At 63.7% G+C, this 19,896-nt stretch carries 18 protein-coding genes; 6 read left to right on the top strand and 12 right to left on the bottom strand.

Going from position 1 to position 19,896, the window contains the following annotated elements; all coding sequences use genetic code 11:
- Positions 1-93: 93 nt before the first annotated feature.
- The 4 genes from lpdA (at position 94) to pilH (ending at position 3,818) form a co-directional block, all read left to right on the top strand.
- Positions 94-1,518, top strand: coding sequence for a dihydrolipoyl dehydrogenase (gene lpdA / locus OQE56_RS11075; protein ID WP_267224310.1), 1,425 nt, complete (start codon positions 94-96; stop codon positions 1,516-1,518).
- Positions 1,519-1,746: 228 nt separating this feature from the next.
- The gene (locus tag OQE56_RS11070; protein ID WP_267224309.1) at positions 1,747-2,340 is read left to right on the top strand and encodes an LOG family protein; all 594 of its coding nucleotides are present in this window, start codon (positions 1,747-1,749) and stop codon (positions 2,338-2,340) included.
- Positions 2,341-2,374: 34 nt separating this feature from the next.
- Positions 2,375-3,382, top strand: coding sequence for a YhdH/YhfP family quinone oxidoreductase (locus OQE56_RS11065; RefSeq protein ID WP_267224308.1), 1,008 nt, complete (start codon positions 2,375-2,377; stop codon positions 3,380-3,382).
- Positions 3,383-3,452: 70 nt separating this feature from the next.
- Positions 3,453-3,818: a twitching motility response regulator PilH gene (gene pilH / locus OQE56_RS11060; protein WP_267224307.1), complete on the top strand. Its 366-nt coding sequence runs from the start codon at positions 3,453-3,455 to the stop codon at positions 3,816-3,818.
- Positions 3,819-3,888: 70 nt separating this feature from the next.
- Here the strand turns inward: pilH and OQE56_RS11055 are convergent, their stop codons facing one another.
- Entirely contained in the window at positions 3,889-4,797 is a 909-nt protein-coding gene (locus OQE56_RS11055) for a DnaJ C-terminal domain-containing protein (protein WP_267224306.1), read from the bottom strand.
- A 230-nt stretch (positions 4,798-5,027) separates the two neighbouring features.
- Between OQE56_RS11055 and OQE56_RS11050 the strand changes: the two genes are divergently transcribed.
- Positions 5,028-5,507, top strand: coding sequence for a peroxiredoxin (locus OQE56_RS11050; RefSeq protein WP_267224304.1), 480 nt, complete (start codon positions 5,028-5,030; stop codon positions 5,505-5,507).
- A 133-nt stretch (positions 5,508-5,640) separates the two neighbouring features.
- Positions 5,641-6,021 carry a DUF427 domain-containing protein gene (locus tag OQE56_RS11045; RefSeq protein ID WP_267224303.1) on the top strand — a complete coding sequence of 127 codons (381 nt, stop codon included), beginning with the start codon at positions 5,641-5,643 and terminating at the stop codon, positions 6,019-6,021.
- A 58-nt stretch (positions 6,022-6,079) separates the two neighbouring features.
- Here the strand turns inward: OQE56_RS11045 and gyrA are convergent, their stop codons facing one another.
- The 11 genes from gyrA to infB form a co-directional block, all read right to left on the bottom strand.
- Positions 6,080-8,680, bottom strand: coding sequence for a DNA gyrase subunit A (gene gyrA / locus OQE56_RS11040; protein ID WP_267224302.1), 2,601 nt, complete (start codon positions 8,678-8,680; stop codon positions 6,080-6,082).
- 138 nt (positions 8,681-8,818) lie between these two features.
- The gene (locus OQE56_RS11035; protein WP_267224301.1) at positions 8,819-9,229 is read right to left on the bottom strand and encodes a GtrA family protein; all 411 of its coding nucleotides are present in this window, start codon (positions 9,227-9,229) and stop codon (positions 8,819-8,821) included.
- Entirely contained in the window at positions 9,226-10,239 is a 1,014-nt protein-coding gene (mtnA, locus tag OQE56_RS11030) for an S-methyl-5-thioribose-1-phosphate isomerase (RefSeq protein WP_267224300.1), read from the bottom strand. Before mtnA ends, OQE56_RS11035 begins: the two co-directional genes overlap by 4 nt.
- Before the next feature lie 63 nt (positions 10,240-10,302).
- Positions 10,303-10,488: a PspC domain-containing protein gene (locus OQE56_RS11025; protein ID WP_267224299.1), complete on the bottom strand. Its 186-nt coding sequence runs from the start codon at positions 10,486-10,488 to the stop codon at positions 10,303-10,305.
- A 26-nt stretch (positions 10,489-10,514) separates the two neighbouring features.
- Positions 10,515-11,582: a class III poly(R)-hydroxyalkanoic acid synthase subunit PhaC gene (locus OQE56_RS11020; protein WP_267224298.1), complete on the bottom strand. Its 1,068-nt coding sequence runs from the start codon at positions 11,580-11,582 to the stop codon at positions 10,515-10,517.
- A gap of 9 nt (positions 11,583-11,591) precedes the next feature.
- Positions 11,592-12,653: a poly(R)-hydroxyalkanoic acid synthase subunit PhaE gene (locus OQE56_RS11015; RefSeq protein WP_267224297.1), complete on the bottom strand. Its 1,062-nt coding sequence runs from the start codon at positions 12,651-12,653 to the stop codon at positions 11,592-11,594.
- Positions 12,654-12,820: 167 nt separating this feature from the next.
- On the bottom strand, positions 12,821-14,926 hold the full coding sequence (gene pnp / locus OQE56_RS11010; protein WP_267224296.1) for a polyribonucleotide nucleotidyltransferase: 2,106 nt from the start codon (positions 14,924-14,926) through the stop codon (positions 12,821-12,823).
- 83 nt (positions 14,927-15,009) lie between these two features.
- On the bottom strand, positions 15,010-15,279 hold the full coding sequence (gene rpsO / locus OQE56_RS11005) for a 30S ribosomal protein S15 (protein ID WP_267224295.1): 270 nt from the start codon (positions 15,277-15,279) through the stop codon (positions 15,010-15,012).
- Between the two features lie 138 nt (positions 15,280-15,417).
- On the bottom strand, positions 15,418-16,356 hold the full coding sequence (gene truB, locus OQE56_RS11000; RefSeq protein WP_267224293.1) for a tRNA pseudouridine(55) synthase TruB: 939 nt from the start codon (positions 16,354-16,356) through the stop codon (positions 15,418-15,420).
- 16 nt (positions 16,357-16,372) lie between these two features.
- A complete protein-coding gene (rbfA, locus tag OQE56_RS10995) occupies positions 16,373-16,762 on the bottom strand; it encodes a 30S ribosome-binding factor RbfA (protein ID WP_267224291.1) in 390 nt (129 codons plus the stop codon).
- 193 nt (positions 16,763-16,955) lie between these two features.
- Positions 16,956-19,781 (bottom strand): translation initiation factor IF-2, encoded by a 2,826-nt coding sequence (gene infB, locus OQE56_RS10990; protein ID WP_267224290.1) that lies wholly within the window; start codon positions 19,779-19,781, stop codon positions 16,956-16,958.
- Positions 19,782-19,896 lie beyond the last annotated feature (115 nt).

Here is a 19,896-nt window from a genome sequence, read left to right as displayed (position 1 = left end):
GCGAGTGGTGGCATTGAATCCACGCTCGCCGCACACATCTCCCGCTTCACATGTGCTGCGCTCCCCTGACGCGGCACGCAGCTAGGAAAAACCATGAGCGAAAAATTCGACGTCATCGTCATCGGCGCAGGCCCTGCCGGCTATGTGGCCGCGATCCGCGCCGCGCAGCTGGGCCTGAAGACCGCCTGCGTCGACGCCTTTGTCGGCAAGGACGGCAAGCAGGCCCTTGGCGGCACCTGCCTCAACGTGGGTTGCATCCCGTCCAAGGCGCTGCTGGATTCGTCCAAGCAGTACTACAACATTGCCCACAACCTGCCGGTCCACGGCATCACGGTGGAAGGCGCCAAGGTTGACCTGGGCACCTTCATCGGCCGCAAGGACAAGATCGTCAAGCAGTTCACCGGCGGCATCGGCCAGCTGTTCAAGGCCAACAAGGTCACGCCGTTCTTCGGCATGGGCAAGCTGCTCAAGAACAATGAAGTCGAAATCACCGGCAACGACGGCTCCAAGCAGACCATCAGCGCCACCAACGTGATCCTGGCTTCCGGCTCGGTGCCGATCGAGCTGCCGTTCGCCAAGTTCGACAACAAGTTCATCGTCGACAACGCCGGCGCGCTGGACTTCACCGAAGTGCCGAAGCGCCTGGGCGTGATCGGCGCCGGCGTGATCGGCCTGGAACTGGGCAGCGTGTGGAAGCGCCTGGGTTCGGACGTGACCGTGCTGGAAGCGCTGCCGGACTTCCTCAGCGTCGCCGATGCGGACATCGCCAAGATCGCCGCGAAGGAATTCGCCAAGCTGGGCCTCAACATCAAGCTCGGCGCCAAGCTCACCAAGGCCGAGATCAAGGGCAACGAAGTCGCCCTGACCTATGAAGACAAGGACGGCGCACACGAGCTCACCGTCGACAAGCTGCTGGTCGCCGTGGGCCGCCGCGCTTACACCGACGGCCTGCTGGCCGCCGACACCGGAGTCAAGCTGGACGAGCGTGGCCGCATCGTGGTCGATGAGCACAACCACACCGGCGTGAACGGCGTGTGGGCTATCGGCGACGCCGTGCGCGGCCCGATGCTGGCGCACAAGGGTTCCGAGGAAGGCGTGGCCGTGGCTGAGTGGATCGCCGGCAAGGCCGGTCACATCAACCTCGACACCGTGCCGTGGGTGATCTACACCGAGCCGGAGATCGCCTGGGCCGGCAAGACCGAGAAGGAGCTGAAGGAAGCGGGTATCCCGTACAAGGTCGGCACCTTCCCGTTCGCCGCTATCGGACGCGCCGTGGCCATGAACGAGGCCATTGGCCAGGTGAAGATGCTGGCTCATGCGGAAACCGACCGCATCCTTGGCGTGCACATGGTGGGCCCGGGCGTGTCCGAGCTGATCGCCGAGTGCGTGGTCGCGATGGAGTTCAAGGGCTCCTCCGAAGACCTGGCCCGCATCGTCCACGCGCACCCGACGCTGTCGGAAGCCGTGCACGAGGCCGCCCTGTCGGTCGACAAGCGCGCCATCCACAAGGGCAATTGAAAGCAGGAGTGAGTGAAGAGGAGTGAGAAGTGAGAGTTGGCTGCCTTTGCGCTCCGGCTCACATGTCACACCCCTCTGCCTTGACCGCTCCCCTCGACGGCCCGCTCATGACACCATGGGCGGGCCGTTTTCATTTCAGAAACAAGAGATGAGACGAGAAGAGCGAGGGACTACTCGCCTTACTCTGCTCACTCTCACTTCTCACTCCTCTCCCTTATCTCCTCGCTCATGACTCCTACCGCCCTTTGCGTCTACTGCGGCTCCAGCAGCGGCAACCATCCCGAATACGTCGAGCAAGCCCGCGCCTTCGGCACGGAAATGGCCCGCCGCGGCATCGCGCTTGTTTACGGCGGCGGCAAGGTGGGGCTGATGGGTACGGTGGCTGACGCGGTGATGGCGGGCGGCGGTCGCGTGATCGGCGTGATTCCGCGTCAGCTGGTCGACCTGGAAGTGGCACACGTCGGCCTTTCCGAACTGGTCGTGGTGGACACCATGCACCAGCGCAAGACGCGCATGTACGAGCTGTCCGATGCTTTCGTGGCCCTGCCCGGCGGCTTCGGCACCATGGACGAAATGTTCGAGATGCTGACCTGGGCGCAACTGGGCCTGCACCGCTACCCTTGCGCATTCCTCGACGTACGCGGCTACTACACACAGTTGCGCGCCATGATGGATCACATGGTGACCGAGCGCTTTGTGAAACCGGAACAACGCGAAAGCATCTGGTTCGGCCAGGACATGCAGCAGCTGTTCGACTGGATGGAACACTACGAAGGCGTCTATACGCCCAAATGGATCGATCGCAGCAGCGTCAAGGCCTGACCTTGGCTCCGCGCGCACCACGACAGGATCTGCCATGAACACACCCCATGCCTTTCGCGCTTTCCGCATCCACAACGACGGCGCGGGCTACCGCGGCGGCATCGAGACGCTCAGCGCCGATGCCTTGAGCCCGGGCGAAGTGCTGGTGCAGGTCGCCTACTCCTCGATCAACTACAAGGACGCGCTTGCCGGCACCGGTAAGGGCAAGATCCTCCGCCAATATCCGCTCAATGGCGGCATTGACGCGGCGGGCCGGGTGATCGCCTCGACCGACCCGGCCTTCAAGGAAGGTGATGCCGTGCTGTGCACCGGCAGCGGTCTTTCCGAAACCCGCGACGGCGGCTATGGCGAATACGTTCGACTGCCTTCGGCCTGGGCGATCCCGCTGCCGAAAGGGCTGAGCCTGCGCGAAAGCATGATCATCGGCACGGCCGGGTTCACCGCCGCGCTCGCCCTGCTGCGCATGCAGGACAATCGCCAGACGCCGGCCCTGGGGCCGATCGCCGTGACCGGCGCTACCGGCGGCGTCGGCATGCTGGCCATCGATATCTTCACGCGCGCCGGTTATGCCGTTCACGCCATCAGCGGCAAGGCGGCGCACTTCGACTTCCTGCGCGACATCGGCGCTGCCGAATGCATCGACCGGCATCAATTGGGTTTCAGTGGCAAGCCGATGGATTCGGCCCGCTTCGGCGGTGCTTTGGACAATGTCGGCGGCGCCATGCTGGCCGGCCTGCTGCCCGTGATCGCCCCCTACGGCAATGTCGCGATCTGCGGCAATGCCGGTGGCATCGGTTTCGAAAGCACGGTCATGCCCTTCATCATCCGTGGCGTCAGCGTGCTCGGCATTGCCTCTGCCGGGACGGCGCGCGACATCCGCGACCGCGTGTGGCAACACCTTGCCACGGACTGGAAGCCGCAACATCTTGAGCGCATCGCCACGCGAGAGGTGACGCTGGACCAGTTGCCAGAGGTGTTCGGCCGCATGCTTGGCGGCGAGTCGTTCGGGCGTACCCTGGTGCGTATCAGCGACGCAACGTGAACTGTCGTGCTTGGAAGCGTCGCGACAGCGTCATAGAATCGACTCGAAACAACAAGGGGAATCTCACCTTATGGCACGTATCCTGATCGTCGACGATTCGCCGTCGCAGTTGCTTGGTATCAAGCGCATCGTCGAAAAGCTCGGGCACGAGGCGCTGACCGCGGAAGACGGCGCGGCCGGTGTCGAAGCGGCCAGGCGTGAACGCCCCGACCTGATCCTGATGGACGTGGTCATGCCGAACCTCAACGGTTTCCAGGCCACCCGTACCATCAGCAAGGATCCGGATACCTCGCACATCCCGGTCGTACTGGTCACCACCAAGGACCAGGAGACCGACAAGGTATGGGGCCTGCGTCAGGGCGCCAAGGCTTATGTCACCAAGCCGATCAAGGAAGAAGAGTTGGTGATTACGCTCAAGGAACTGCTGCCGGCGTAATCAGCCCGCGGTTTCGCGAAGAGAAACGGCGCCTTGCGGCGCCGTTCTTTTTTGCCCGGCTGCGGCGCGCTCAGCGCCGCGGGTCGTAGCCGTCGAATTGTTGACGCAACGCCTCATAGGCCTGGCGCTGCTCGTCCGTATCGGCCAGCGGGGCGCGAATCGAAAGCTCAACCAGCTGGTCACCGGGATGCGCGCCCGGCAGGCCACGCCCCTTCAGACGCAGCTTGCGCCCCGACTGGGAGCCTGCAGGAATGCGCAGGTCCACGGTCCCGGCCAGGGTTGGCACCGGCACGGTCGAGCCCAGTGCCGCCTCCCAAGGGGCGATTGGCAGCACATGCAGCACGTTGCGGCCATCCAGGCGGAAACGCGCATCGTCACGAATGCCTACTTCCAGCAACAGGTCGCCGTTCGGGGCACCGCCCGAGCCGCTATGCCCCTGGCCCGCGAGGCGAATCACCTGCCCCGGCTGGATACCTGCCGGAATCTTCACCTCCAGCACGCGCTCGCCGCCGCTGCCATCCTGCAATGCCAGGCGGGTTTTGCCGCCATCGAAGGCCGTTTGCAGGTCGATCTGTACATGCGCGTGCACGTCACCACCACGACGCGCGCGCGGCGCGCCACGATGGGCCTGCGGGCCGGCGCCGCCACGGCCGAACAGACTCTCGAAGAAATCGCTGAAATCGCCGCCACCGTCGCCACCAAAATCGAACCCGTGGCTCTGGCCCCAGCCCGGCGGCGGCCGGAACTGTTCGCCGCCGCGATAGCCGCCGGCACGCAGCTCGTCATAGGCGCGGCGCTTTTCGGCGTCGCGAAGCACTTCGTTGGCTTCGTTGATCGCTTTGAATTTGTCTTCCGCCCCGGCTTCCTTGTTCTTGTCCGGGTGATATTTCTTGGCGAGCTTGCGAAAGGCCGTCTTGATCTCAGCCTCGGTGGCCTCCGGCTTGACGCCAAGGATGTCGTAATAATCTTTGAATTCCACAGCTACTCCCCGGCGAACCGCCCGCCCCCGCAGGATGGCGGGAGAACATCGTCCCCGCGAACCCGCCGGCAAGGCAAGGCCCGCCCAGTTCGATACGGTTATGCATGGCGACTCGCGCCACCCTCTATGGTGTTGCAAATGGGTGCGAAAGCCGCGTGATTCAAGGCGACAAGCGCTCTTCCTGGCGCTAGCATCAGTCGTCTTTCCTTCACCCTTTTCAGGCATTCCCCATGACGATCCAGGTCGGCCAGACATTGCCAGATGTCGAGATCCGCGCCATCGGTACCGAATCCACCTCCGCCCAGACCGGCTCCCTGTTCGCCGGGCGAAAGGTGGTGATGTTTGCGGTTCCCGGCGCCTTTACCCCCACTTGCTCCAACCGGCACCTGCCGGGGTACGTGGAGCATTTCGCGGCGTTCCGCGCGCGCGGTATCGAGGTGATGTGCCTGGCCGTCAACGACGCCTATGTGATGCAGGCCTGGGCCGCCGCGCAGCATGTGCCACCCGAGTTGCTGATGCTGGCTGACGGCAATGGCACCTTCACGCGCGCGCTAGGGCTGGATCTGGACGGCAGCGCTTATGGCATGGGCCTGCGTGCCCGCCGCTTCGCTCTGTACGCTGAAGATGGCGTGGTGAAGCTGTTGCAGGTGGAGGCGCCGGGCGAGTTCCGCGTATCGACCGCCGAGGCGATGCTCGAAGCCATCGGCTGAAGGCGTGGAGAGCGGGCCGCGCCCGATCTTTGAAAGATGACCTGAAGATCAGCACGAACGCGGGCTGCACCATTCCTTACCGCGCCCGCTGATAGGGTCGGGGCTTACGTTTCCGCCCATCCGGAGCAGCCCTATGTCCAGCCGAGCACATCTGATACCCGGCCCCGACCACCCGATCGTCATCACGCCCAGCGACGCGCACATCGTGGTGCGCGTTGCTGGACGCGTCGTCGCTGACACCCGGCAGGCGCTGAGCCTGCGCGAGGCGTCCTATCCGGTGGTGCACTACATTCCGCGCAGCGACGTCGACATGGCGTTGCTGGAGCGCACCGATCACCAGACGTACTGCCCCTACAAGGGCGAGTGCGCGTACTTCAGCATCCCCATCGGCGGCGAGCGTGCCGTGAATGCCGTATGGACGTATGAACATCCGTACGACGCCGTTGCCGCCATCAAGGATTATCTGGCGTTCTACGACATGCGCGTGGATGCCATCGAAGTTACGCCCGGCTGACATCAGCCAAAAAGAAACCCGGCCAAGGCCGGGTTTCTTTCGTTCGAAGCGTTGAAGATCACTCGCCGTCGGCGGGCGTCTCTGGAGCCGGAGCAGCATCGACCGGGCCTTCTTCGCCCTCGCCTTCGCTGGTTTCCGCTTCGGCATCCAGACGCACCACGCTCACCAGCTTTTCATCGGCCGGCAGACGAATCAGCGTCACGCCCTGCGTGTTGCGGCTCAACTGCGACACTTCTGCCACGCGGGTACGCACCAGCGTGCCCTGGTCCGAGATCAGCATCAGCTCGTGTGCTTCAGAGACCTGCGCCGCCGCCACCAGCGCGCCATTGCGCTCGGAGCATTGGATACCGATGACGCCCTGCGTACCGCGGCCCTTCTTCGGGAACTCGTCGAGCAAGGTGCGCTTGCCGTAGCCACGTTCCGTCGCGGTGAGAATGTCGCCCTCCGCCGCCACGATCAGCGAGACCACTTCGGCGCCGTCCGCCAACTTCATGCCGCGCACGCCGGTAGCCGTACGGCCCATCGAACGCACTTCCGATTCATCGAAGCGCACCGTCTTACCGTTGGAAGCGAACAGCAGCACGTCGCTGTTGCCGCCGGTCAGCGCGACATTGACCAGCGCATCACCCTCGTCGAGGTTGATGGCGATCTTGCCCTTCTGCAGTTGGAAGGCGAACTCGGTCAGCGGCGTCTTCTTCACCGTACCCTGCTTGGTGGCGAAGAACACAAACTGGTCTTCGGTGTACTCACGCACCGGCAGCACGGCCTGCACCTTCTCGCCTTCGCCCAGCGGCAGCAGATTCACCATCGGCTTGCCGCGTGCGTTCGGACCCGATTCCGGCATCTGGTACACGTTGAGCCAGTACACGCGACCGGTGCTGGTGAAGGTGAGCAGCGTGTCATGGGTGTTCACCACCCACAGCTGTTCGACGAAATCCTCGTCCTTCAGCGCCGAAGCCGAACGGCCCTTGCCGCCACGACGCTGCGCGCGATACGTGCTGGCCGGCTGGCGCTTCACGTAGCCGGTGTGCGACAGCGTGACGACCACGTCTTCCGGCGCGATCAGGTCGAGAACGTTGAGATCTTCCTGCGAATGCTGGATCTCGGTACGACGCGCGTCGCCGAACTCATCCTTGACCGCGATGAGCTCATCACGAATCACCGCGAGCAGACGTGCAGGATCTTCGAGGATCTCAATCAGGCCGCGAATGGTTTCGAGCACCTGGCGGTACTCGTCGGACAGCTTTTCCTGTTCCAGGCCGGTGAGGCGATGCAGACGCATCGCGAGGATTTCCTGCGCCTGCACGTCTGACAACTGATAACCGTCGGCCTTCAGGCCATCGCGCGGGTCCATATCTTCCGGGCGCGATGCTTCGGCACCCGCCGCCTGCAGCAGCGTCGCCACCATGCCCGGCTGCCACTTGCGAGCGAGCATGCGCTCACGCGCTTCCTGCGGCGACGCCGAGGTGCGGATCAGCTCGATCATCTCGTCGATATTGGCGAGCGCGACCGTGAGACCTTCCAGGATATGTGCGCGGGCACGTGCCTTGCGCAGATCGAAAATGGTACGGCGCGTCACCACTTCGCGGCGGTGGCGGATGAAGGCCTCGAGAATGTCCTTGAGATTCAGCAGGCGCGGCTGGCCGTCCAACAGGGCGACCATGTTGATGCCGAACGTCACCTGCAGCTGCGTCTGCTGGAACAGGTTGTTGAGCACCACATCGGCCATCGCATCGCGACGGATCTCGATGACCATGCGCATGCCGTCCTTGTCGGACTCGTCGCGCAGTTCGCTGATGCCCTCGAGCTTCTTTTCCTTCACCAGCTCGGCGATCTTCTCGATGAGGCGAGCCTTGTTCACCTGGTACGGCAGCTCGTGGACGATGATCGTCTCGCGGCCGTTCGATTCGGTTTCGATCTCGGTGCGCGCGCGCACCAGAATGCGGCCACGTCCGGTGCGGTACGCCTCGATGATGCCCGACGAACCGTTGATGATGCCCGCGGTCGGGAAATCCGGCCCGGGGATGTAGTGCATCAGGTCGTCGATCGACAACGACGGTTCGTCGATCAAGGCGATCGTGGCGGAAACCACTTCGGTGAGATTGTGCGGCGGCACATTGGTGGCCATGCCCACGGCGATGCCGGCCGAACCGTTGATCAGCAGGTTCGGTACGCGGGTGGGCAACACCAGCGGCTCGTGTTCGCTTTCGTCGTAGTTCGGGCCGAAATCGACGGTGTCTTTGTCGATGTCGGCGAGCAGTTCCTGCGTGAGGCGCGACATGCGCACCTCGGTGTATCGCATGGCCGCGGCGTTATCGCCGTCGACCGAACCGAAGTTACCCTGGCCATCGACCAGCATGTAGCGCAGCGAGAACGGCTGCGCCATGCGCACGATTGCGTCGTAAACCGACGAGTCGCCGTGCGGGTGGTATTTACCGATGACGTCACCGACCACGCGGGCCGATTTCTTATAAGGCTTGTTCCATGCGTTGCCCAGCTCGTTCATGGCGAACAGAACGCGGCGGTGCACCGGCTTCAGGCCATCGCGGACATCCGGAAGGGCGCGTCCCACAATCACGCTCATGGCGTAATCGAGGTAGCTCTGGCGCATCTCGTCTTCGATGTTGACGCGGATGATTTCTTTGGCGAGTTCTGCCATCAATCGGCTTCCCTGATGATGAAAAGGGCCGCTCTGCACGCGCTGGGCGGCGCGTGTGCTGGCGGCCTAAGGACAACCCACGAAGTGTAACACGTTTGTCGTCGGATTCACACTATTTTCACGTGTTAAATCAATGACTTACGTGGTCGTTTTGGCGCGATTGAAAAGCACGCCGCGAGCTGTCGCGAAATTGACCAGCGAGGCAGCGGCAGAGCTGGCCGCCACGGCTATCGCAGGCCACTCATGCAGCCACGGATAGAGGAAAAGAATGGCCGCATAAGCGCCATAGTTGACCACCGCGCCCACGCTCATCAGCGCAATCCAGTGCATCCACTCTGTCCAGAGTGAGCGTCCGCTGTGGCGATGCGCGAAGGTGTAGCGGCGATTCCACAGCCAGGTGGCCGTGGCCGCCGCCAGAAACGACACGACGCGCGCCAGATACGGGTTCCAGTGGCCCCAGCTGACCAGCGCCTGCACGACGCCGGCATCTACCACCAGACCGATGGTACCGCCGACGCCGAAAAGCAGAACCTGACGGCGCAGGCTCATCGACCAAACATCGCCTGCATGGCGAGCGTGGTCGGACGCTCGATGACACCGCGTTCGGTGACGATGGCGTCGATCAGGTCAGCCGGTGTTACGTCGAACACCGGATTCCACGCATCCGCGCCTTCAACCACCGTGCGGCGGCCAGCCACCGACAGCAGTTCGGCGGATTCGCGCAGCTCGATCTCGATGTCTTCGCCTGAGGCGGTGGCCATGTCCACCGTCGATGACGGCGCCACCACCATGAACTTCACGCCGTGATGGCGCGCGGCAATGGCGAGCTGATAGGTACCGATCTTGTTGGCTGTATCGCCGTTGGCGGCGATGCGGTCGGCACCCACGATCACCCATTGCACGGCGCCGGAGCGCATCAGATGCGAGGCAGCCGAATCGGCGATCAGTTTCGCGGGAATACCATCGCGCACCAGCTCCCACATGGTGAGGCGCGCGCCCTGTTGCCAGGGACGGGTCTCGCCTGCATACACCTGCTCGATACGGCCGCTGGCCACGCCGGCGCGAATCACGCCAAGCGCCGTACCAAAACCGGAGGTCGCCAGCGAACCCGTATTGCAATGGGTCAGCACGCCGGACTGCGGTGCGATGAGCCCCGCCCCCAGCTCGCCCATGTGGCGATTGGCCGCCAGATCCTCGTCCTGGATCGCCTGCGCTTCGCGCTCAAGCGCCGCCGCATCGGCACCCGCGTCGATGCGGGCCTTCATGCGATCCAGCGCCCACATCAGGTTCACCGCCGTGGGGCGGGCCGCACGCAACATGGCCAGCGCAGGCACCAACGGCTCGCCCTGCTTTGCCGCCAGCACCACGCCCCATGCGGCCGCGATACCGATGGCGGGGGCGCCGCGAACGGCCAGATCCTTGATGGCCTGGGTCACCTGGGCTGCGCTGGTGCAATCGATCCAACGCTCTTCCTGCGGAAGCAGACGCTGGTCAAGCAGGCGAAGATGATCGCCTTGCCACTGCACGGCACGGATGCGGTCGTAACGGTCGTAATCCATAAACTACTTTTGCTATTCGATGAAAACGGAAAGCGACGGGACGCATGGCGTCCATCGCTGAAATCAGGTGCCCTCAGGCATCAGCAGCCACAGCACCAGGTAGGCCACGATACCCGAGCCACCCAGCAGGGTGAGCACCACCCACAAGATGCGCACCAGTGTCGGATCCCAACCGAGGTATTCGGCAATGCCGCCACAGACGCCAGCGATCTTCCTGTCCGTGAGCGATCGGTGCAGACGCTTTTCCATGACCCTGCCTTCTCGTGGGAAAGGGCTCAGTTTCGCGTACTGAGCCACTGATGGATAGCGGGAGGCACCTCGCGCTGGGCGCGTCCGGACACATAGATACCGATATGGCCGCCCTTGAACGCCAGCTGGGTGTAGTCGGTGGTGCCGACATGACGTCCCAGCGCACGCGAGGCATCCGGCGGCACGAGGTGGTCCTGCTCGGCAAAGATGTTGAGCACGGGCTGCGTGATCATGCCCAGATCCACCGGCTTGCCGCCGATCACCACGTCGCCCTTGATCAGCTTGTTCTGCTGATAGAACTCCTTGATGAACTCGCGGAACGCTTCGCCCGCCTGATCCGGCGAATCGAAAATCCAGCGCTCCATGCGCAGAAAATTCTGAAGCTCTTTCGGGTTATCGAGAATGTCCACCAGGCTCACGTACTTCTGCTGATTCAGACGCACGGGCTTGAGCGTGAGATAGACCCAGTTGAGCAACTCAGCCGGAATATTGCCCATGGTGTCGACGAACTGATCCACGTCGATCGCGCGCGACCAGTTCGACAGCATGTTGTCCGGCGTCTGGAAATCCACCGGCGTCACCATCGTGATGAGGTTTTTCACCTTTTCCGGATGCGTCGCCGCATAACACAGCGAGAACGTGCCGCCCTGGCAGATGCCGAGCGTGTTGATCGCGTCGACGCCGGCGTGTTTGCGCACCGCATCCACGCAACGGTCAAGATAACCATTGATGTAATCGTCCAGCGTCAGCCAGCGATCGGTGCCATCGGGGTAGCCCCAGTCGAGCAGGTAAATGTCTTCGCCCTGCTCCAGCAGATTGCGCACCAGCGAGCGATCGTCCTGCAGGTCGGTCATCCACACCGTGTTGACCAGTGCATAGACGATCAACGTCGGCGTCTTCGCCGTGGGCTTGCCCTGGCCCTTCATGTGCCAGAGCGAGAGCTTGTCCTCGCGATACACCAGTTCGCGCGGCGTGTTGGCGTATTCGGGTTCACGCTGATGCTTGAGGTTGCCCATCCCGGCGGAAAGCTTGCGCTGGAAGGCGGCGATCTCGCCCATCAACGCGGCCGGATCGAGGCGTAGCGGTGAATACATGAGTGCTCCTTACTTGCGCGTGCGCGTGGCACCGCGCACGACGGACTTGCGGGCAACGACCGCCGCGGCCGGCTTAGCGCGGCGCACGACAGCCTCTTTCTCTTGTTCGCGTTTGCTACTGCGCGCCGGCGCTTTCTTGGCGGCAGCTTTTGCCTGTTCCGGCTTGCCGGTTAGCTGACGCTTCAGCGCTGCCACTTCCGCGCGCAAAGCCGCTATTTCGTCAGTGCCACCGGTGGCTGCATTGGCGCGCACTTCACGACGCAGCTCATGCATGCGCTTGCCGAGCGCCATGACTTCGCTGCGGGTGGGCATGCCCAATTCGGCACACATGGCCTCGAGCTGTTCCTGCTGCAGCTGACGTACGCGACTCTGCGCGTTGACCATCTCGCCATAGGCCTGGCGAAACTCCTCGGACAGGGCGATCTGCGCGTAGGCTTCCTCCGCCGCATCGACCCAAAGATCGTAGAGCCCCTTGAGCGATTCCACCTGCCGCTTCGCATCGGCCAGCTCGGCAAGCTTGGCCTGCAAGCGCTCGAATCCTTCGTTGTTCGCGCGCTGAATCAACGCCTGATACTTGTTCGACTGCGCCAGATAGTCCTGCATCGCCGCCAACAGCGCTTGCTGCTGCAACTGGCGCTCGCGTGTGTAGCCAAACGCCGCCATGTGCTCTACATCGAACTTGAAACCACCGGCCATCGATGGGTTCGCCTGCATCCACGACTGCCACATCTGCGTGAAACTACGGGCCGCATCGCTGTCGAGGCTGCCGAAAGCATGGGCAAAGGGTTGGCCGCCCATGTTGCTAAACAGGCTCTGCAACGATTGCTGCCAGTCGGCCGGCGCCTGACCAAGCCCGCTGCCTATCGCGCCATGCAACCATTCGCCGTAGCCCTTCAGCGCCGCCATGCTGCGTGCGAGCACATCGTCTCCCGCCCCGTAGTGCGGAGTCGACGCAGCGTGGGCCGCATAGGAGGGCGCTGATTGCTGCTGCAGATAACGAGTCCAGGCATCCCAGGAATGCTGTGCCAGCGCCTGGTAATCCCTCAACAAATCACTTGCCTGGTCGGCCATGCCTACGTCCTCACGATGCTCACGGCATCCTAGCAAAAGCAGGTTGCAACGAACGCAAAAAGCCCATTAGGGCGTAGGTAAAGCGCAGCGCCACCACATGATGCAGTGCAGAAAAGCAAAAGCCCGGCACAGGGCCGGGCTTTCGCGACTTCTTGCTACCGTGAGGCTTAGGCGTTGGCGCCTTCGTCTTCGGCCACAGCCTTCATGGACAGGCGGATACGGCCCTGCTTGTCCACTTCGAGCACCTTGACCTTGACGATATCGCCTTCCTTAAGCTTGTCGGAGACCTTCTCCACGCGCTCGCTGGAAATCTGCGAGACGTGCACCAGGCCGTCCTTGCCCGGCATGATGGTCACGAACGCGCCGAAATCCATCAGCTTGGCGACCTTGCCCTCGTAGATGCGGCCCGGCTCGACGTCGGAAACGATCTGCTCGATGCGCGCCTTGGCAGCGTTGGCCGCTTCGCGGTTGACCGAGGCGATCACGACCGTGCCGTCGTCGCTGATGTCGATGGTGGTGCCGGTCTCTTCGGTGATCGAACGGATGGTGGCGCCACCCTTGCCGATCACTTCGCGGATCTTGTCCGGATGGATCTTGATGGTCAGCAGACGCGGGGCGAACTCGCTCATCTCGGTGCGCGGGGTGCTGATGACCTTCGCCATTTCGCCGAGGATGTGCAGACGACCACGCTTGGCCTGGGCCAGCGCCACCTTCATGATCTCTTCGGTGATGCCGTCGATCTTGATGTCCATCTGCAGCGCGGAGATGCCATCGGCGCTACCGGCCACCTTGAAGTCCATGTCGCCGAGGTGATCTTCGTCACCCAGGATGTCGGACAGCACGACGAAGTCGTTGCCTTCCTTCACCAGGCCCATGGCGATACCAGCCACCGGTGCCTTCAGCGGGATGCCGGCGTCCATCATGGCGAGCGAGGAACCGCACACCGAAGCCATCGACGAGGAACCGTTGGACTCGGTGATTTCCGAGACCACGCGAACCACGTACGGGAACTCCTCGATGGACGGCTTGACGGCCTGCACGCCGCGCTTGGCGAGACGGCCATGGCCGATTTCGCGACGCTTCGGCGCACCGAAACGGCCAGCCTCGCCCACCGAGAACGGCGGGAAGTTGTAATGGAACAGGAAGGCATCCTTCGACTCGCCTTCCGGCGCATCGATGATCTGCGCATCGCGCGTGGTGCCCAGCGTGGTCACGACCAGCGCCTGGGTTTCGCCGCGGGTGAACAGCGCCGAACCGTGGGTGCGCGGCAGTACGCCGACGCGGACGGTGATCGGACGAACGTCGTCCAGGTTACGGCCGTCGATGCGGATCTTGGTCTTCAGGACGCCGTCGCGCATGGTGCGGTATTCGAGCTCGGCGAATTCCTTCGACAGCTCGGCCTTGTCCCAGCCCTTGGCTTCGACGTCGGCGGCCAGCGAGGCCAGCACGTCGGCCTTGATGGCGGCGATGGCGTCGCGGCGCTGCAGCTTGTCACGCACCTGGAAGGCGGTTTCCAGCTGGTTGCCGACGGCACCCGTCAGGGCGGCGATCAGCGACTCGTTACGGGCCGGGGCTTCCCAGACCATGGACGGACGGGCAGCTTCGGTGGCCAGCTCGGCGATGGCACGGATGGCCACCTGCATCTGCTGGTGACCGAACACCACGGCGCCCAGCATCACGTCTTCCGACAGCATCTGCGCTTCGGATTCGACCATCAGCACGGCGTTGGAGGTACCGGCGACAACCAGGTCCAGCTGCGAGCTCTTCAGCTCGGTAGCGGTCGGGTTCAGCAGGTACTGGCCGTTGGCGTAACCGACGCGGGCGGCGCCGATCGGACCCTTGAACGGGATGCCGGCGAGGCTCAGCGCGGCGGAGGCGCCCAGCATGGCAGGGATGTCACCGTCGATTTCCGGGTTCAGCGACACGACCTGTGCGATGACCTGCACTTCGTTCTTGAACTCTTCCGGGAACAGCGGACGCACCGGGCGATCGATCAGACGCGAGGTCAGCGTTTCCTTCTCGGTCGGGCGGCCTTCGCGCTTGAAGAAGCCACCCGGGATGCGACCGGCGGAGTAGAACTTCTCCACGTAGTCGACCGTGAGCGGGAAGAAGTCCTGACCTTCCTTCGCCTTGGCATTGGCCACCACGGTGACCAGCACGACGGTGCCGCCCATGCTGACCATGACGGCACCGGAAGCCTGGCGGGCGATTTCGCCCGTCTCCAGTGTGACTTCGTGACTACCGAACTGGAATGACTTGGTTACTTTCGCCACTGTCTTATCCTGAATTTGAAAGTGCGGCCATGAATGGCCGCTTTTTGAGTTTTGCGTTCACGGATGAACGCAAAACATCAACCTTAGCGACGGAGGCCGAGGCGCTCGATGAGGCCCTGGTAACGAGCCAGGTCACGATCCTTCAGGTACGTCAGCAGACGCTTGCGCTGGTTGACCAGCTTCAGCAGACCACGGCGGGAGTGGTGATCCTGCTTATGCTCTTTGAAGTGGCCGGTGAGGTGGTCGATGCGAGCCGACAGCAGGGCCACCTGGACTTCCGGCGAACCGGTGTCGTTCGGCACGCGGCCGAAGTCAGCGATGATCTTGCCGGTCTGTTCTGCGGTAAGGGACATGGGATCTCTTCCTAAAAAAACGGGTGCGAAGCTTGCGCAACGTCACAGGATGACGTTGCGCAAGCTTCGCCTTGATGAATGAAAATTCTCGAACAAGCTCCGTATTGTAGCGAGCGGAGCCCTATGACAACAAGACCGTCATGTTTTGCTGCCATCCTGGCCTTCAGGCGGCAGATTGAAGCCCCGCACGATATGCAGCTTTCCGTCCACCGCCTCGCCCAGGATCAACAAACGACCGTCATCGCCAAACACCGCCTGCTGTCCGCTCAGCGAGGGGTCGATCGGAATCTGCTGCCCCTGTGAGACGGCCGCGGTGCGCGCCGCATCCAACCTCAGCACGGGCAACCCCGCCAGGCCGGCCGACACCGGCAGCAGTAGCGCCAGCAAGGCGTCATCGCCCTGCTCTGCTGCGGCCTGAAGCTGCTCGACCGTGACCATGGCCGGCTCCTTGAACGGCTCCACCCAGAGGCGCCGCAGGGCTGTCAGGTGGGCGCCGCAGCCCAGGTCCTCACCCAGGTCCACGGCCAAGCTCCGGATGTAGGTGCCAGAGCCGCATTCGACATACAGGGTGAGGCTGTCGTCCGAACGGGAAACCACGTCCAGCCGGTAAACCTCCACCTCGCGCGCAGGCACGTCCACCGCTTCGCCGCGCCGAGCCTTGACGTAAAGCGGCTCGCCATCGCGCTTGATCGCTGAAAAAGCCGGCGGCACCTGAGTGATGCGTCCACGCAGCTTGGCCAGCGCAGCCTCGATGGCGGCATCGGAGAGCACGGGCACCGGCCGCTCCAGCACGATTTCTCCCTCGAGGTCGGCGGTATTGGTGGTCGCGCCCAGCTTGCACTCGGCCAGATAGGCCTTGCGGGAGCCCAGCAGCATGCCGGCAAGCTTGGTGGCTTCGCCGAAGCAGAGCGGCAACAGGCCCGTGGCCAGCGGATCGAGCGCGCCGGTGTGGCCGCCCTTCTCTGCCCGGAAAATGCCTTTGCGAACCACCTGCAGGGCCGCGTTGGAGCTCAACCCCAGCGGCTTGTCCAGCAACACGATGCCGTGCAGGTCGCGAAAACGGATGCGGCGCTTCATGCGGACATCTTCACCCTTAGTCTTCCGTGCTTTCGCCTTCTTCGCCCGGCGCCGGCGTGCGCGCCGCGTCCTGCTTCAGCAGGTGTTCGATGCGCTCGCCTTTGTCGACCGAGTCGTCGTACTTGAAGCGCAGCTCCGGCACCCGGCGCAGCCGCATGGTGCGCGACAGCTCGCGACGGAATTCGATGGCCAGCTCCTTGAGCGCCTTCATGGCCTCGACGGAACGCTCTGGCTGAAGCGCGGTGACCCAAACCGTGGCCCAGTCCAGGTCACGGGTGACCTCGACGTCCGACACGCTGACCGACGGCAGGCCGTGATCGCGCACGGCAGCATGGACCAACAGGGCCAGTTCGCGGCGCAGCTCGGCGCCGACGCGGTCGGTACGCTTGAAATCGCGTGAAGGCATGACGCACTCCTCAGTCTTTGCGTTCATCCGTGAACGCGACGGGCAAAAAGCGACCATCCATGGCCGCACTGTTCAAGGTGGGGCCCGCCGACACGGCCAGCCCCGAAAAACGAAGCGAGCGATGTGGAAGTCCACACCGCCCGCCGATAAAACCACCGCTGGGGTGACGGCCCGGTTCGCAGGCCGGTCACCATTACAGCGTGCGGGCCACCTCGATACGCTCAAAGCACTCGATCTGGTCGCCGACCTTGACGTCGTTGTACTGCTTCACGGCGATACCGCATTCCATGCCGTTACGCACTTCGTCGACGAGGTCCTTGAAGCGACGCAGCGATTCCAGTTCGCCCTGGAAGACCACCGTGTTGTCGCGCAACACGCGGATCGGCTTGCTGCGCTTGACCGTGCCTTCGATGACCATACAACCGGCCACTGCGCCGAACTTGGAGCTACGGAAGACCTCGCGCACCTGAGCGACGCCGATGATCTCTTCGCGCACTTCCTTGCCCAGCAGACCCGAAGCGGCCTGCTTCACCTGGTCGATCACGTCATAGATGATCGAGAAGTAACGAACGTCGAGGCCCGAGGTATCGATCACCTTGCGTGCCGAGGCATCGGCACGGACGTTGAAGCCGATGACCAGCGCCTTGGAGGCCGCGGCCAGCGTGGCGTCGGATTCGGTGATACCACCGACACCGGCCGCGATCACGTTGACCTTCACGTTCTCGTTGCCGATCGCGCTGAGGGACTCGCGCAGCGCCTGCACCGAACCCTGCACGTCGGCCTTGACCAGGATGTTGAGCGTCTGCTGCTCGGCACCCTGTGCCATCTGGGCCATGATGTCCTCAAGGCGGTTGGCCTTGCTGACCATGCGGGTTTCGCGGCGCTTGAGCTGACGCTCGGCGGCCACTTCACGGGCGAGGCGTTCGTCCGCCACCACCACGAAGTCGTCACCGGATTCGGGCACGCCGGACAGACCCAGCACCTGCACCGGAATCGACGGACCCGCTTCCTGCACGGTCTTGCCGTTCTCGTCGATCAGCGCACGCATGCGGCCATACTCGATACCGCATACGACGAAGTCGCCGCGCTTGAGCGTGCCCTGCTGCACCAGCACCGTCGCCACCGGACCGCGACCGCGATCCAGGCTCGACTCGATCACCACGCCGGACGCCGGACCGTCTTCGACCGCCGTCAGCTCCATCACTTCGGCCTGGACCAGGATAGCGTCGAGCAGGTCGTCGATGCCCATACCGGTCTTGGCGGAGATCGGCACGAACGGCGTGTCACCACCCCACTCTTCCGGAATCACTTCCAGGTTGCCGAGGCCCTGCTTGACGTGGTCCGGGTTGGCGTCGGCCTTGTCCATCTTGTTGAGTGCCACGATCAGCGGCACCTTGGCGGCGCGCGCATGCTTCACGGCTTCGGCCGTCTGAGGCATCACACCATCGTCGGCCGCGACCACCAGCACCACGATGTCGGTGGACTGGGCGCCACGGGCACGCATCGACGTAAACGCCGCATGGCCCGGGGTGTCGAGGAACGTGATGACGCCCTTGGGCGTTTCCACATGGTACGCACCAATGTGCTGCGTAATGCCGCCCGCTTCACCGGAGGCAACCTTGGTACGGCGGATGTAGTCGAGTGTCGAGGTCTTGCCGTGGTCGACGTGGCCCATGATGGTGACCACCGGCGGACGCGGCTTCTTCTCGCCCTCGAGTTCGGCATTCTGCGTGTGGGCGGCCAGCGCGGCTTCAGCGTTGTTCTCGCTCACCGCCACGGCCTTGTGACCGAGCTCCTCGATCACCAACACGGCCGTGTCGTGATCGATGGTCTGGTTGATGGTGGCCATCACGCCCATCTTGAAGAGCGCCTTGACCACTTCCGAACCCTTGACCGCCATCTTGTTGGCAAGGTCGGCGACCACGTTGTTGTCGCCCACGACCACTTCGCGCACGACGGCTGCGGTCGGACGCGTGAAGCCGTGCGGACCGCCCGAGGAGGCTGCACCGGAGCGCGGCACATCGCGGCCGGAGCCACGCCCGGCCTTGCCGCCGCGCTTATTGTTGGAGCGGCGCGCACGATCGGCGTCGCTGAGATGCATCTCGCCGGCGGCAAAACGCTTGCCACCAGGGCCTTCGTCGCGCTCGCGGGCGTAACGGGTCTTGTTGGCGGCGGCGCCAGGAGCCGCGGCGGCGGCGGCCGGCGCCGGAGCTGGTGCCGGTGCGGGCGCCGGTGCCGGTGCCACAACCACCTTCTTCTCACGGCGACGCGGTTCATGGATGCGCGGCAAGATCATGCCGAACGAGCTATGGTCGACGATCTTCTGCACGGTGGCCTCAGCCGGCGCGGTCTTTCCGGCCGATTCGGCCGAAGCCGGCGCTGCCACGACGGCCGCGACTTCCGGAGCAGCCACTTCAGCAACTTCTTCAACAGCAGCCTGACGCTCCTGCTGCTCTTTCGCGCGCGCGGCTGCCTCAGCTTCAGCCTCAGCCTGCTGGCGACGCTGTTCTTCCTCGGCCTCACGCTGACGCTGAGCATCCTCGGCGCGCTGCTGGGCCTCTTCCTGGCGGCGGCGATCGGCTTCGAGACGCTCGGTCTCTTCGTGATCGCGCTGCGCCTGAGATTCCTGCAACTTGCGCACGGCATCTTCGCGCACGCCGTCAGTGCCCGCTTCTTCGGCAATGACGCTGCGCTTGACGTAGGTCCGCTTGGCGCGCACTTCGACGTTGACCGTCTTGGCGCCACCCGTGGCACCACGGCCACCCGGCGTGGACAGCTTCAGTTCGCCACGAGTGCTGCGCTTGAGCGTGATCTGACGCGGTGACTCACTCTCGCCCTCAGCCGGGGCTTCTTTGCCATGGCTGCGTCGCAGGAAGCCAAGCAGCTTCATCTTTTCAGTGCTGCTGATGATCTGCTCAGGGTCCGAAAAGGACATGCCAGCCTGGCCAAGCTGCGTGAGCAGCTTGTCGACGGGCACCTTCATGCTCTGGGCAAGTTGTTTAATCGTTTCACCGGACATCGTGTTCTTTCTCCGCCATTCCCGCGCTTATCGTCCGTACGGCTTCGCCTGCACGGCCACCACCATCCCTGGTGGAAGGCCCTTCAGGCCTCCCTCGGCGCGCCCATCCAGGGCG

The sequence above is a fragment of the Dyella silvae genome, assembly GCF_026421305.1.
In the GTDB taxonomy this organism is placed as follows: Bacteria; Pseudomonadota; Gammaproteobacteria; order Xanthomonadales; family Rhodanobacteraceae; genus Dyella; species Dyella silvae.
The sequence above is the reverse complement of the archived record's forward strand: the minus strand, read 5'-3'. Positions and strand labels throughout refer to the sequence as shown.

What these genes read in the sequence shown, in the direction of transcription:
- lpdA (WP_267224310.1), top strand. Translation starts at nt 94, where the DNA reads ATGAGCGAAAAATTCGACGTCATCGTCATCGGCGCAGGCCCTGCCGGC.
- OQE56_RS11070 (WP_267224309.1), top strand. Translation starts at nt 1,747, where the DNA reads ATGACTCCTACCGCCCTTTGCGTCTACTGCGGCTCCAGCAGCGGCAAC.
- OQE56_RS11065 (WP_267224308.1), top strand. Translation starts at nt 2,375, where the DNA reads ATGAACACACCCCATGCCTTTCGCGCTTTCCGCATCCACAACGACGGC.
- pilH (WP_267224307.1), top strand. Translation starts at nt 3,453, where the DNA reads ATGGCACGTATCCTGATCGTCGACGATTCGCCGTCGCAGTTGCTTGGT.
- OQE56_RS11050 (WP_267224304.1), top strand. Translation starts at nt 5,028, where the DNA reads ATGACGATCCAGGTCGGCCAGACATTGCCAGATGTCGAGATCCGCGCC.
- OQE56_RS11045 (WP_267224303.1), top strand. Translation starts at nt 5,641, where the DNA reads ATGTCCAGCCGAGCACATCTGATACCCGGCCCCGACCACCCGATCGTC.
- gyrA (WP_267224302.1), bottom strand. Translation starts at nt 8,680, where the DNA reads ATGGCAGAACTCGCCAAAGAAATCATCCGCGTCAACATCGAAGACGAG.
- OQE56_RS11035 (WP_267224301.1), bottom strand. Translation starts at nt 9,229, where the DNA reads ATGAGCCTGCGCCGTCAGGTTCTGCTTTTCGGCGTCGGCGGTACCATC.
- mtnA (WP_267224300.1), bottom strand. Translation starts at nt 10,239, where the DNA reads ATGGATTACGACCGTTACGACCGCATCCGTGCCGTGCAGTGGCAAGGC.
- OQE56_RS11025 (WP_267224299.1), bottom strand. Translation starts at nt 10,488, where the DNA reads ATGGAAAAGCGTCTGCACCGATCGCTCACGGACAGGAAGATCGCTGGC.
- OQE56_RS11020 (WP_267224298.1), bottom strand. Translation starts at nt 11,582, where the DNA reads ATGTATTCACCGCTACGCCTCGATCCGGCCGCGTTGATGGGCGAGATC.
- OQE56_RS11015 (WP_267224297.1), bottom strand. Translation starts at nt 12,653, where the DNA reads ATGGCCGACCAGGCAAGTGATTTGTTGAGGGATTACCAGGCGCTGGCA.
- rpsO (WP_267224295.1), bottom strand. Translation starts at nt 15,279, where the DNA reads ATGTCCCTTACCGCAGAACAGACCGGCAAGATCATCGCTGACTTCGGC.
- truB (WP_267224293.1), bottom strand. Translation starts at nt 16,356, where the DNA reads ATGAAGCGCCGCATCCGTTTTCGCGACCTGCACGGCATCGTGTTGCTG.
- rbfA (WP_267224291.1), bottom strand. Translation starts at nt 16,762, where the DNA reads ATGCCTTCACGCGATTTCAAGCGTACCGACCGCGTCGGCGCCGAGCTG.
- infB (WP_267224290.1), bottom strand. Translation starts at nt 19,781, where the DNA reads ATGTCCGGTGAAACGATTAAACAACTTGCCCAGAGCATGAAGGTGCCC.